General features: G+C 70.1%; 12 protein-coding genes. 9 read left to right on the top strand and 3 right to left on the bottom strand.

The window, feature by feature from the left end; all coding sequences use genetic code 11:
- Positions 1-22: 22 nt before the first annotated feature.
- Together J2W78_RS17560 and gph are read right to left on the bottom strand one after the other, a co-directional pair.
- Positions 23-688, bottom strand: a complete 666-nt coding sequence (locus tag J2W78_RS17560; protein WP_253372574.1) for a hypothetical protein — start codon at positions 686-688, stop codon at positions 23-25.
- Between the two features lie 100 nt (positions 689-788).
- Positions 789-1,490 (bottom strand): phosphoglycolate phosphatase, encoded by a 702-nt coding sequence (gene gph / locus J2W78_RS17555; protein ID WP_253372572.1) that lies wholly within the window; start codon positions 1,488-1,490, stop codon positions 789-791.
- A gap of 184 nt (positions 1,491-1,674) precedes the next feature.
- Here gph and J2W78_RS17550 point away from each other — a divergent pair, with 184 nt between their 5' ends.
- From J2W78_RS17550 to gorA, 5 genes are all read left to right on the top strand, one after another.
- On the top strand, positions 1,675-2,184 hold the full coding sequence (locus tag J2W78_RS17550) for a hypothetical protein (RefSeq protein ID WP_437178538.1): 510 nt from the start codon (positions 1,675-1,677) through the stop codon (positions 2,182-2,184).
- Positions 2,185-2,352: 168 nt separating this feature from the next.
- Positions 2,353-3,063, top strand: a complete 711-nt coding sequence (gene rpiA, locus J2W78_RS17545; RefSeq protein ID WP_253372568.1) for a ribose-5-phosphate isomerase RpiA — start codon at positions 2,353-2,355, stop codon at positions 3,061-3,063.
- 41 nt (positions 3,064-3,104) lie between these two features.
- The gene (locus J2W78_RS17540) at positions 3,105-3,701 is read left to right on the top strand and encodes a DUF2059 domain-containing protein (protein ID WP_253372566.1); all 597 of its coding nucleotides are present in this window, start codon (positions 3,105-3,107) and stop codon (positions 3,699-3,701) included.
- A gap of 68 nt (positions 3,702-3,769) precedes the next feature.
- The gene (locus J2W78_RS17535) at positions 3,770-4,939 is read left to right on the top strand and encodes an O-antigen ligase family protein (RefSeq protein ID WP_253374076.1); all 1,170 of its coding nucleotides are present in this window, start codon (positions 3,770-3,772) and stop codon (positions 4,937-4,939) included.
- Between the two features lie 41 nt (positions 4,940-4,980).
- Entirely contained in the window at positions 4,981-6,366 is a 1,386-nt protein-coding gene (gorA, locus tag J2W78_RS17530; protein WP_253374075.1) for a glutathione-disulfide reductase, read from the top strand.
- A 53-nt stretch (positions 6,367-6,419) separates the two neighbouring features.
- Here gorA and J2W78_RS17525 read toward each other — a convergent pair whose 3' ends face one another.
- Positions 6,420-7,829 carry a TAXI family TRAP transporter solute-binding subunit gene (locus J2W78_RS17525; RefSeq protein ID WP_253372564.1) on the bottom strand — a complete coding sequence of 470 codons (1,410 nt, stop codon included), beginning with the start codon at positions 7,827-7,829 and terminating at the stop codon, positions 6,420-6,422.
- A 95-nt stretch (positions 7,830-7,924) separates the two neighbouring features.
- Here J2W78_RS17525 and J2W78_RS17520 point away from each other — a divergent pair, with 95 nt between their 5' ends.
- The 4 genes from J2W78_RS17520 to J2W78_RS17505 all read left to right on the top strand — a co-directional run bounded on the left by J2W78_RS17520 (position 7,925) and on the right by J2W78_RS17505 (position 11,832).
- Positions 7,925-8,536: a RecX family transcriptional regulator gene (locus J2W78_RS17520; protein WP_253372562.1), complete on the top strand. Its 612-nt coding sequence runs from the start codon at positions 7,925-7,927 to the stop codon at positions 8,534-8,536.
- Positions 8,537-8,622: 86 nt separating this feature from the next.
- A complete protein-coding gene (locus tag J2W78_RS17515; protein WP_253372560.1) occupies positions 8,623-9,054 on the top strand; it encodes an OsmC family protein in 432 nt (143 codons plus the stop codon).
- Between the two features lie 112 nt (positions 9,055-9,166).
- On the top strand, positions 9,167-10,378 hold the full coding sequence (locus tag J2W78_RS17510) for a putative DNA modification/repair radical SAM protein (protein ID WP_253374074.1): 1,212 nt from the start codon (positions 9,167-9,169) through the stop codon (positions 10,376-10,378).
- Positions 10,378-11,832, top strand: a complete 1,455-nt coding sequence (locus tag J2W78_RS17505) for a UdgX family uracil-DNA binding protein (RefSeq protein ID WP_253372558.1) — start codon at positions 10,378-10,380, stop codon at positions 11,830-11,832. Before J2W78_RS17510 ends, J2W78_RS17505 begins: the two co-directional genes overlap by 1 nt.
- The last annotated feature ends 122 nt before the right edge of the window (positions 11,833-11,954 follow it).

Below are 11,954 nucleotides of genomic sequence, written 5' to 3'. Positions count from 1 at the left end.
CGCAAAGGGGGGAAGGATGCGCTCAGGCCGGCTCCCAGCCGATCGTGCCCTCGAGCTGCCGGAACGGGCCCGGCCCGAGATCGCCGTAGCGCAGGAAGATCTGCATCGCCGGCTGCATTTCGCGGTGCAGGCGCTCCAGGCGGGCCTCCTGTTCGTCGGTCAGGATGGCGCGGCCTTCCGCGTCCTTCTCGGGCGGTTCGCCGAGATGGACCGCCATCTCCACCGTGTACCACGTCATGTGGCCGTAGGGCCGCTTCGGATCGACGCTCGGCACGTCGTACTCTTCGTCCCATTCGAGGCTGAACGCCCGCAGCAGCCGAAGGTGCTCGTCGGTGACTTCGAAGGTGATGTGCTCGGGCGTCTCGCCGGTGGCCTCGTCGCGGAACACGTCGAAGACATCCCCCGTCGCGAGCTTGGCGAGCGGGTTGTGATACTGGTAGCGGCCGGGCTTCAGCGTCGCGTTCTGCAGGAACACGGCGAGCGCGTCGCCCATCGCCCGGTGCTCCTCGTCCGCGCCCTCGTCGTCGCCGGTGACGTTGAAGATGTCGCCGTCGCGGTCGGTGCTGCCGTAGGGCGCGTCCGGATGGATCATCGGCGCGCCGGTCTCCGCTCCGTTCCAGGCCACGACCATCCGCCGGATCAGCGCGATGCGCTCCAGCGTCAGGTCGAAGGTGTCCGTCTCGCTCATGTCGCCGGTCTGCCTCTCGCGCCCCGCGGGGCGGTGGAGGGCCCCGTCGCAACGCTCAGTGGCCCAGCGCCCGCGCGGGTGCAAGCCGTGCGCTGTCTTGTTAGGCGGCCGGTTTCACGGTCTCGCGGGCGAGCAGGGCGTCGACCGCCTCGGGCAGGGCGTCGAAATGCTCGATGACCCAGTCGGGCGCAAGTTCGCGCATCGGCACTGGGGTATAGCCGAAGGTCACGCCGACGACTGGGATGCCGGCGGCCTTGGCCGCGGCGACGTCGGCCTTGGAATCTCCCACCATCACGGCGCGGTGGAGATCGCCCCCGGCGCGCTCGATGGTCGCGGTGATGTGGCGCGGATCCGGCTTCGAGAAGGCGAAGGTCTCCTTGCCGACGATCGTGTGGAAGCGATGGCCGATGCCCAGCGCATCGAGCAACGCCACGGCGTGCGACTCGACCTTGTTGGTGCAGATCGCGAGGCGAAATCCCGCCGCCTCCAGCCGGTCCAGCGACTCGACCACGCCGGGGAAGAGATAGGAATTGTCGGTGAGATGCTCGCCGTAATAGGCGAGGAAGTCCTGGAACAGCGTTTCGAGCCGCTCCGGTGTCAGGCTCGCACCCGCGACCGTAAAGCCGCGCTGGATCAGGGCACGCGCGCCTGCGCCGAGCAGGTCGCGGGCCTGTTCGAGGGGGAGCGGCGCGTGGCCGTCCCGGGCGAGGATGACGTTGAGGGTGCCGATCAGGTCGCCCGCGGTCTCGGCGAGGGTACCGTCGAGATCGAACACGACGATCGGGGAGCTGTGCGCGTTCATCGGCGTCCCGGTGCGTTCCATTGTCAAGCTGGCTAGCGGTCGTCTCTCCTACGATCAACCCTGGCGGTTGATGCCCGGTTAGCGCGGACCCTCAGTGTTGCCTCTCTGCCCAAGCTCCGCCACGGAGCGGGTGCTTGATCGCGCCACCGATGATTCGCCGTTTTCGCTCTTCCGCAACAAGACGATGTCCCGCCCCATGCGTGTCCCTTCGCGTCTTTCTCTTCCCCGGTCGTCCGCCGGCCTGCTCGCCGTGGCCCTGGCCTGCCTGCCGGTGGCGGCCGAGGCGGCCGGGCCCTATGAGTTCGTGGCCGCGCCCGCGGTCGATCTGAACCGGATCTACCGGATCGACCGCGCCAACGGCGAGGTCACCTCCTGCCAGTACGGCCTGCGCGACGACAGCGTCGGCGTCACCCTGTGCTTTGCCGCCGGCGAGGGCGCCGGCCCGCAGAGTCCGGGCGAGTACGGCCTGATCGCCTCGCGCCACGCCCGCGAGTCGGGAATCTACCGGGTCAACTACCGCACCGGAGAGACCAGCGCCTGCTACGTCCAGATCCGTCAGGAACTCGTCGTCTGCACCGAGCAGGCCGGTCCACCGCCCGCCGGCACCGCGAGCGGGGCGGGTGCCGCCGCAACCGGACCGGCCCCCGGCCGCGCCGGCCCGAGCGCCACGCCGCCGCAGGGAACACGGCCCTGACCGCAGACGAAGCGTCGGACGCCCCTTGGGAGGCATCCATGCTTCTTTGCGTCCGTCTTTTGCGGTCGCTGGGAGGCGTGCTAGGGCCTGCCTCCCATTCCACCCCAGATTCGACGGTTCGATGCAGCCCCCGATGCAGCCGATGAATTCGCTTCCCGAGGTCGTTTCGTGAGCGCGCCGGATCTGAAGCGGGCGGCGGCCGAGCGCGCGATCCCCCTGGTCGAGGACGGGATGCGCCTCGGCATCGGCACGGGCAGCACGGCCGCGGCCTTCATCACGCTTTTGGGCGAGCGCGTGCGTGCGGGCCTCAAACTGACCGGCGTGCCGACCTCGGAGGCGACCCGCCTCGCCTGCGAGCGCGAGGGTATCCCGCTCGCCACCCTCGAAGAACTGCCCGAACTCGATCTCACCATCGACGGGGCCGACGAGGTCGATGGAAGCTTGCGCCTCATCAAGGGGGGCGGTGCCGCCCTGTTGCGCGAGAAGATCGTCGCGGTCGCGAGCCGCCGCATGGTGGTGATCGCCGACGCCGGGAAGCAAGTCGAGACCCTGGGCGCCTTTCCGCTGCCGGTGGAGGTGAACCTGTTCGGCATCGGCGCCACCACCCGCGCCGTCGAGGCGGCGGTGGCGGGAGCCGGCTGCACGGGCGAGATCGTGCGCCGCCACGACGCGTCCGGCGCGCCGCTGCTGACCGACGGCGGCCACGCCATCCTCGATCTGCGGCTCGGCCGCATTCCCGATCCGGAGGCTCTGTCGGCCCGGCTCTGGGCGGTGCCGGGCGTGGTCGAGCACGGCCTGTTCCTCGGCATTGCCGACGCGGCCATCCTCGCTGCGGCCGAGGGTGATGCGGCCGTTGTCAGCGTTCTCGGCCGCCTCTGACGCCCGGCCGCCGCCCTCCCTTTTTTCGGAGCTTCTCCCGCATGGTTCTCCGTCTTGCCGCCCTGGGCGGCCCCTGCCTCGCGGCCCTTCTGTCGCAGGCCGTTCTCGTGCCGGCGGCGCACGCGCAACAGCCGGCCGCCAAGCCCCCGGCCGCCTCCCCCAAGCCGACGGCGAAGCCCGGAACGGCCCCGCCGCCGGCCCCCGCGCCGGAGCCGGATCTCAGCGCCGCCCACCTCGCACTCGCCCGCGAGGTGATGCTGAGTTCCGGCATCGCCCGCTCCTTCGACTCGATCATCCCGACCATGGCCGAGCAGATCCGCAAGAACGCGGTGACGCGGCCCGACCTCGCCAAGGATCTGGACGAGGTGCTGAAAGGTCTCGATTCCGAGATGGAACTGCAGAAGCAGCGGCTCATCACTATCGCCGCGCGCATCTACGCCAAGCGCCTGAACGAGGCCGAGCTGAAGGACATCGTCGCCTTCTTCCGCTCGCCCGCGGGCAAGCGCTACGTCGAGACCCAGCCGCAGATCCTCGATGACATGGTCGGCGCCATGCAGGATTGGACCCAGGAAGTCTCGGAATACATCATGGTTCGCACCCGCGCCGAGATGGGCAAGCGCGGCCACCAGCTCCAGTGACCCTCGGCACCGCCGCGGCCCCGCGGCTCTACGCGGCCGGTGCCGTCGCCCTGGCGCTGGTGGCGCCGATGATGGCGCTCGCCAACCGGTCGAGCCCGCTCGTCGTCGGTATCGCGGCGCTGCTGTTCCTCGCCGGCGCCGTTGCCGAGCGCGGCGGGCGCGCCGCCTCCGACGTGATCAGCCCCCTGCGCGCCCCACTTGGCCTTGCCGCGCTGGCCTTCCTCGGCTGGTGCCTCGTCTCGCTGGCCTGGAGCCCGTTTCCCGCGCTCTGGGGGCGCGTGCTGTCCGAGTTCCTACCGACGCTCGCCGCCGCGGCGATCCTGGCCCGGCTCGCGCCGGCCCGGCTTCCGGCCTGGGCGCTGCCCCTCGGTGCCGGCCTGCTCGCTGCCGCCTGCCTTTTTATCGCGGGAAGCCTCGCCCTCGGGCTGGCGCCGCAGGCGTGGCTCGGGCAGCGCGTGGCCCTGTTCATGTTCAACCGCCCGCTGCTGACGGTGCTGCTGCTCGCCGGGCCGCTCGCCGCCTTCCTCGCCCTGCGCGGCCATCGCCTCGCCGCCGGGGTCCTGCTCGCGGTGGCGAGCCTCGCCATCCTGCGCTCGATCAGCGGCGCGGCTATCCTCGGACTGCTCGCGGGCGCTGCGATGTTTGGGGTCGGGCGCCTGTTCCCGAGATCCATGGCCCTGGCGCTTGCGGCGCTGGTCCTCGGGCTTGCCTTCGCCCTGGCCCCGGTCGAGGGCGACATCCTCCACCGGCTGATGCCGGAGGCGGCGCATGAGCGGCTGACCCAGTCTTCGTCGCGGGCGCGGGTCGCCATCGCCCAGAGCTTCGGCGCCGCGGTGGCCCAGGCCCCGTGGATCGGCTCCGGTTACGGCATGGGCCTGCGTTTCGCCGAGGTGCCGGCGGCCCAAGCGCTCGAACCGGAAATGCGGGCGATGCTGGCCGTCGGCCACCCGCATAACAGCTTCCTTCAGATCTGGGCCGAACTCGGCCTCGTCGGCGCGGCGCTCGCGGCGCTGGTCGCCTTCCTGGTCCTAAGGGCGGCGGCGACGCTGCCGCGCCTGCTGTTCGCAACGGCACTCGGCTTACTGGGCGCGGCGGTGGCGGTGATGTTCGTCGAGCACGGCGCGTGGCAGGGATGGTGGACGGCGGGCCTCGCGGCCGCCATCACATGGCTGCGGGCGGCGGCTTGCGCCAAATCCCCATACGAGCCCGCACGCGAGAGCGAAGCCGCGCGCTCATGAGCGAGACCGAGATGAGCGAGTCCAAGAAGGGCGAGACCGAGATGGGCCAGTCTTGCGACGTCGATCTGTTCGTGATCGGCGGCGGTTCGGGCGGGGTGCGGGCGGCCCGCATCGCCGCAGGCCACGGCGCGCGGGTGATGCTGGCCGAGGAGTATCGCGTCGGCGGCACCTGCGTGATCCGCGGCTGCGTGCCGAAGAAGCTGATGGTCTATGCCGGCCGCTTCACCGACGAGTTCGAGGACGCCGCCGGCTTCGGCTGGCACCTCGAGCCACCGCGCTTCGACTGGGCCGCGCTGAAGCGCTCCCGCGATGCCGAGGTGGCGCGGCTGGAAGGCATCTACGGCCGCAACCTCGCGGGTGCCGGCGTCGAGGTGGTGGCCGACCGCGCGGTGATCGAGGACCCGCACACGGTGCGCCTCGTCAATTCGGGCCGGCGCGTGCGCGCAAAGTTCATCCTGATCGCGACCGGCGCCACGCCCGTGCGCGAGCCGCTGATTCCGGGTGCGGAATTCGCGATCGATTCGAACGGCGTGTTCGAGCTGGAGACCCAACCGGAGCGCATCCTCGTGGTCGGCGGCGGCTACATCGCCGTGGAATTCGCGGGCGTCTTCGCCAGCCTCGGATCGAAGACCACGCTGCTCCATCGCGGAACGAGCCTGCTGCGCGGCTTCGACCCCGAGATCGCAGACGCGCTCGGCGAGGCCTATGCCAAGCGGATGGACCTGCGCCTGAATCAGACCGTCGAGCGCCTGGAGCGCGACGGATCGGCGATCCGCGCCACCCTGAACGGGGGCGAGAGCCTCACCGTCGATTGCGTGCTGGTGGCCACCGGCCGGCGCCCCAACGTCGCCGGGCTCGGGCTGGAGCGGGTCGGGATCGACCTCGACGAACGCGGCGCGATCCCGGTCGAGGCGGACTCGCGCACGAAGGTGCCCTCGATCTACGCCGTCGGCGACGTGAACGGCCGCGCCGCACTCACCCCCGTGGCGATTCGCGAGGGCCACGCCTTCGCCGACACGGTGTTCGGGCAAAAACCCTGGTGCGTCGATCACCGCCTGATCGCCACCGCCGTGTTCTCGACGCCGGAGGTCGGCGTGATCGGCCACAACGAGGACGTCGCCCGGCGCTGCTACGGCGACATCGACGTCTACAAGGCGAGCTTCCGTCCGATGAAGGCGACGCTCTCGGGCCGCGACGAGCGGGTGATCATGAAGGTTCTGGTGGACCGCGCCAGCGACCGGGTGGTCGGCGTCCACGTCCTCGGGACGGATGCCGGCGAGATCATCCAGGCCATCGGCATCGCCGTCACCATGGGCGCGACCAAGGCCGATTTCGACCGCACCATCGCCGTGCACCCGACGCTGGGCGAGGAACTGGTGACGATGCGGACGCCCCATGTGGTGAAGCACCCGGTGGGGGTGGGATAGCGCATCGGAGTTTTCCGAGGACCGGCGACACCCTTTCGAGATGAGGCTCGCGCCTACTCCGCCGCCGGCAGGCTCAGCGACAGCAGCCGCGCCGTGCGCGAGCGGCTGCCGGTGTTCGGGTCGGCGCCGGGCTCGAACGCACGGCGGCCGTCATCGAGGGCGCCGTTCACCGCGTCGATGGCGAGGATCAGCGCGGAGATCATCCGCGAATCGATGCTGCGCTCGCGGGCTTGGCGCACCACGTCGGCGATCAGCGCGTCGGTCTCGCGGGTGAGCGCGTCGAGGGCGGCCGACGATTGCGCTTCGCGGGCCTCGGCCAGGATGTCGAGCAGGCGGTCGAGGACGATGTCGATACGCTCGCGCCGTTTGCGGGCGAGGCGCTGGCCGAGCCATGCGACGCCCGAGCCCAGCGTGCCGCCGAAGAAGGCGAACAGGTAGATCCAATCCTCGTAGCGATCGAGGAAGGTCTGCTGCTCGCGCTCGAAATAGTCCACCGCGCCGGGATGGTTGGGAAGCTGGGCACTCGTGGCCGTGACGGTGGTGTCGTAGTCCGGCGGCTTCATCTGGTGGGCGATCGGGGCGGAGGCCGCGAGGCGCGAGCGCCACTCGAACAGGTGCTGCACCACGGAGGCGACGGCGACGCGGCTCACCGCGCCGCGGGCCATCAGCCGGTAGGAGACGCCCACCGTCTCGACATCCTCCTCCGGGCGCTTGGGTCGTCCGCCGAAGGTGCCTGCCGAGAGCGTGACGGCCTGGAGCGTCGGCATGCGCTGCACGATCGCCTTGCCGTCGGGCACGCTGACGAGGGTGACCTTGCGCTCCGGCGCGGCCGCCTCGACCGCCCGCAGCATCGCCTGCGCCGGTTTGGCGGTGGGCGAGGCGATGATCGCCACCGCATCGACCCGCTTGGCTTCCAGCGCTCCGGTGATCTCGGAGGCTTTCAGCGGCACGAGGCCGATGCGACCGGCCGCGAGGGCGTCGCTGCCGAGCGCCTCGGCCTCCGGGGCCGCCTTGAAGTCGTAGAAGTCGAGCAGGCTCGTCAGCACCGGCAGGTCGGCCTCGTGGCGCGTGACGACCCCGAGGCGCCGGGTCGAGAGATCCGAAAAACTCTCGATCCCGCTGGTTTCCGGGGCGGCGACGATCAGCGCCTCGTCGTGGAGGATGGCCAGCGTCAGGCCATTATCCGGTAGCTTCACATCGGGCCGCACCACGGCGAGGTCGGCGCGGCCCTGCTCCAGGGCGGCAGCACTGTCGCGCACGTCGTCAAAGGGCGCGACCTTCAGGCGCACGTCCTCGTGATTGCGGGTCAGCGCCCGCGCATAGGTCTCGATCAGCCCCGCTTCGACCCCGTCGCGCGGGCCGACCGCCACCGTGAGCAGTGTGGGACGTGATAGGGTGACGACGAGGCCGGCTACCGCCGCGAAGCCGAGGGCCAGCAGCACGTAGAGCCATTCGCGCCTCATGAGCGTGGCCACCATGCGGCGGCGGAGCCCTCGAAATCGCGTGCGATCCATCCGAGATTCATGAATCGAAAACCTGTCCGGATCGTGAAGAACGAATGATCGCCCGAACCGTTTCAAGCCGAAGTGAAGGCAGACCCGAAGCAAGGCCCGAGCCGCCGGTCACGCCTGCGTGGCTGGAACGGGTGACGACGCATTATCTCGACCGCTACGGCGCCTCGTCCGAGATGCTGCGCCGGGTGCTCGCTCGCCGTGTCGAGCGCCGCTGCCGCTCCCGCGACGAGGATGCGAGCGCGCATGCCGGGTTGATCGAGGAGACGGTCGCCCGTGCGCAGCGGGCCGGGCTCGTGGACGATGCGCGCTTTGCCGCCGCCCGCTTGCGGGGTCTGAGGCGGCGCGGCACGTCGACCCGGCAGGCGCAGGCGCGGCTTGCCGCCAAGGGGATCGACCGGGAGACGATCGCGGCGACCCTCGCCGAGGAGGACGAGGCGGCCGGGACGCAAGGTGGCGAGGCCGATACCGAGGAAAAGGCAGCCCTCGCTTATGCCCGCCGCCGCCGCCTCGGCCCCTATCGCCGGCCGGAAACCCGCGAGGCCCACCGCGACCGCGACCTCGCCGCCATGGCGCGGGCCGGCTTCTCCTACGCGCTCGCCAAGGCCGTGCTCGCCGGCGAGGCAGATGAAGACGCGACATCCGTCAACCAAGAGTGAGGTCTGCCCCTCGACAGGCTCGCTCACCGCTCCACGTCGGAGGCCACGCGGATCGCTTCCGCTTCAAGACGACGAGGACGACGTACATGACCGACCGCCATGCGAGCGCCCACTGGGAAGGCGACGGCAAGACCGGCAAGGGCACGATCACGACGCAATCCGGTGTGCTCTCGGACAACCCCTACGGTTTCAACACCCGCTTCGAAAACGAGCCCGGCACCAACCCGGAAGAGCTGATCGCTGCCGCACATGCGAGCTGCTTCACCATGGCGCTGGCCTTCCAGCTCCAGTCGGCCGGCCTCAAGGCGACCTCGCTCGACACCAAGGCGGTCGTCACGCTCGTGCAAGACGGCGACGGCTTCAAGGTCACGAAGTCGGCCCTCACCCTCAAGGCGGTGATCCCTGGCATCGACGAGGCGAAGTTCGCCGAACTCGCAGGCAACGCCGAGAAGGGCTGCCCGATCTCGAAGCTGCTCAACGCCGAGATCACCCTCGACAAGACGCTCGCCCAGGGCTGACGCGTCCCGGCCCTTCCGTCGCGCCGCGTTTGCGCGGCGGGAGGGCACTTTTCCGGTGCGCAGGCCAATGCGCCACATTGATCCGGGCGCCCGCACGTTCATCTTCCGTTCGATGGACGACAAGCTCGCGCGCAAGCTGCGCATCCTCGCGGATGCCGCCAAATACGACGCCTCCTGTTCCTCGTCGGGCGCCCCGAAGCGCAAGGCCGGCGCGGGGGAACTCGGCTCGACCACCGGGGCGGGCATCTGCCACGCCTACACGCCGGACGGGCGTTGCGTTTCGCTGCTGAAGATTCTGCTGACGAATTATTGCCTGTTCGACTGCGTCTACTGCGTGAACCGGCGCTCCTCGAACGTCGCCCGCGCGCGCTTCTCGGTCGAGGAGGTCGTGACGCTCACGATCGAGTTCTACAAGCGCAACTACATCGAGGGATTGTTCCTCTCGTCGGGCATCATCCGCTCGCCCGATTATACGATGGAGATGCTGACCCGCGTCGCCAAGAAGCTCCGGCGCGAGCACGGATTTCGCGGCTACATCCATCTGAAGTCGATCCCCGAGGCGAGCCCCTGGCTGATCGAGGAGGCGGGGCTCTACGCCGACCGGCTCTCGATCAACCTCGAACTGCCGACGGAAGAGAGCCTGAACCGACTCGCCCCGGAGAAGGACGGCGCGGCGATCGAAAGCGCGATGGGCCAGATCGGCGAGCGCATCATCGAGGCCAAGGAGGAGCGCCGCCGCTTCTCGCCGGCCGGGCAATCGACGCAGGTGATCGTCGGGGCGGACGCCACCACCGACGAGGCGATGATCCGCAAATCCGCTTTGCTCTACGGCACCTACGGGCTCAAGCGCGTCTACTACTCGGCCTTCAGCCCGATCCCCGACGCCTCCGCCGCCCTTCCGCCGCAGGCGCCGCCCCTGCGGCGCGAGCACCGGCTGTATCAGGCCGATTGGCTGATCCGGTACTACGAGTTCTCCGCCGACGACGTGGCCGGAGCGTCTGAGGACGGCATGCTCGCCCTCGACATCGACCCCAAGCTCGCCTGGGCGCTGAAGAACCGCCACCGCTTTCCCGTCGATGTGAACCGCGCCGACCGGGAGATGCTGCTGCGGGTGCCGGGGATCGGGGCGCGGGCGGTCGATGCCATCATCAAGGCCCGCCGCCACGGCCGCCTGCGCCTCGACGACGTGGCCCGCCTGAGTTCGGGGCTGAAGCGGGCGCGGCCCTTCCTCATCGCCGAGGATTTCCGGCCGACGACACTGACCGACCGGCTCGATCTGCGAGCGAAGCTCGCCGAGCCTGCCGAGCAGTTGAGCCTGTTCTGATGGGCAAGCCGTCGCGTGACCTTCCCCTCACGGAGCGGGCAGGGGATTTCGGCGGCATTCACGTCGTCAGCCTCGCCCCCGGTGCGGATCTTTCAGGCTTTCGCGCGGCGGCTCGCCGCTTGATCGCGGCCGAGATACCGCCTGAAAACACCGCCTGGCAGAGTGAAGCCCCGAGCCTGTTCGGCGCCGAGACCGCCCCCGTGGACGGCCTGCCGCTGCGGCTCCCCCGCGCGGTGACCGAACTGATCCCGATGGTGGTGCCCCACCGCGACCCCGAGCGTTACGGCTTGCTCTACGCCCTGCTCTGGCGCGTCCTGCACGGTGAGCGGGCACTGATGGAGGTCCTGAGCGATCCGCTCGTCCACCGGCTGCACCGGATGCGAAAGGCGATCGGGCGCGACCTGCACAAGATGCACGCCTTCCTGCGCTTTCGGCGGATGCCGGGGGAGGGGGCCGAGCGCTTCGTCGCGTGGTTCGAGCCCGACCATCACATCCTGGAAGCCGCCGCACCCTTCTTCGTCGATCGCTTCCGCGCGCTGACATGGTCGATCCTGACGCCGGAGGGCTCGGCCCACTGGGACGGTTCGCTCCGCTTCGGCCCGCCCGGCCGCCGTGAGGACGTGCCGGAGGGCGACGGCTTCGAGGCCGGCTGGCGCGACTATTACGAGAGCACGTTCAATCCGGCCCGGCTCAACCTCGATGCCATGCGCGCCGAGATGCCCCGCAAGTACTGGCGGAACATGCCGGAGACGGCGGCGATTCCCGCCCTCGTCCGGGCCGCGAGCGCCCGTGCGCAGGCGATGATCGAGAAGGCGCCGACGATGCCGGTCAAGCGTGACCCCGTCCGCGCCGTGGCGAAGATGGCCCAGGACGAACCGGACTCGCTGGAAGCCCTCAACGCGATCATCACTCGCTCCGAACCGCTTGTGCCCGGCGCCACCCAGGCCGTGCTCGGCGAAGGACCGGTCGGCGCCCGGATCGCCTTCGTCGGCGAGCAGCCGGGTGATCAGGAGGATCGCCAGGGCCGGCCCTTCGTCGGCCCGGCGGGGCAGCTTCTCTCCCGCGCGCTCGAAGAGGCGGGGATCGACCGGCGTGAGGCCTACCTCACGAATGCGGTCAAGCACTTCAAATTCAATCTGCGCGGCAAACGCCGCATCCACGAGAAGCCGACGGCGGGCGAGGTGAGCCATTACCGCTGGTGGCTCGAGAGGGAACTCGAGTTTGTTGCCCCCAAACTCGTCGTGGCGCTGGGGGCCACCGCGGTGCTGTCGCTGACGGGCAAGCCAATCCCGGTCACCCGCGCCCGCGGCCCCGCCGATTTCGGGCGGCCGTTCGCGGGCTTCATCACGGTCCACCCCTCCTACCTGCTACGCCTGCCCGACGAGGCGGCGAAGTCGGCGGCCTATCAAGCTTTCGTAGATGATCTGCGGCGGGCCAACGCCCTGGCGGCATGAAACGAAATCCTGGCTCCATCGCCACGGTGCTGCCGGCCCTGGAAGAGGCCAACCCGCGGGGGCAACGCGATGAACGCGTTCATGGCGCTGGCCGGTGCCATCGCGCTCGACGTGGCCTGCGC

This window comes from Methylorubrum extorquens (genome assembly GCF_024169925.1).
Classification (GTDB): Bacteria; Pseudomonadota; Alphaproteobacteria; order Rhizobiales; family Beijerinckiaceae; genus Methylobacterium; species Methylobacterium extorquens_A.
This window is presented reverse-complemented; position numbering and strand designations above follow the sequence as displayed.

What these genes read in the sequence shown, in the direction of transcription:
- J2W78_RS17510 (WP_253374074.1), top strand. Translation starts at nt 9,167, where the DNA reads ATGGACGACAAGCTCGCGCGCAAGCTGCGCATCCTCGCGGATGCCGCC.
- J2W78_RS17515 (WP_253372560.1), top strand. Translation starts at nt 8,623, where the DNA reads ATGACCGACCGCCATGCGAGCGCCCACTGGGAAGGCGACGGCAAGACC.
- J2W78_RS17560 (WP_253372574.1), bottom strand. Translation starts at nt 688, where the DNA reads ATGAGCGAGACGGACACCTTCGACCTGACGCTGGAGCGCATCGCGCTG.
- J2W78_RS17525 (WP_253372564.1), bottom strand. Translation starts at nt 7,829, where the DNA reads ATGAGGCGCGAATGGCTCTACGTGCTGCTGGCCCTCGGCTTCGCGGCG.
- gorA (WP_253374075.1), top strand. Translation starts at nt 4,981, where the DNA reads ATGGGCCAGTCTTGCGACGTCGATCTGTTCGTGATCGGCGGCGGTTCG.
- gph (WP_253372572.1), bottom strand. Translation starts at nt 1,490, where the DNA reads ATGAACGCGCACAGCTCCCCGATCGTCGTGTTCGATCTCGACGGTACC.
- J2W78_RS17540 (WP_253372566.1), top strand. Translation starts at nt 3,105, where the DNA reads ATGGTTCTCCGTCTTGCCGCCCTGGGCGGCCCCTGCCTCGCGGCCCTT.
- J2W78_RS17535 (WP_253374076.1), top strand. Translation starts at nt 3,770, where the DNA reads ATGATGGCGCTCGCCAACCGGTCGAGCCCGCTCGTCGTCGGTATCGCG.
- J2W78_RS17550 (WP_437178538.1), top strand. Translation starts at nt 1,675, where the DNA reads ATGTCCCGCCCCATGCGTGTCCCTTCGCGTCTTTCTCTTCCCCGGTCG.
- J2W78_RS17520 (WP_253372562.1), top strand. Translation starts at nt 7,925, where the DNA reads ATGATCGCCCGAACCGTTTCAAGCCGAAGTGAAGGCAGACCCGAAGCA.
- J2W78_RS17505 (WP_253372558.1), top strand. Translation starts at nt 10,378, where the DNA reads ATGGGCAAGCCGTCGCGTGACCTTCCCCTCACGGAGCGGGCAGGGGAT.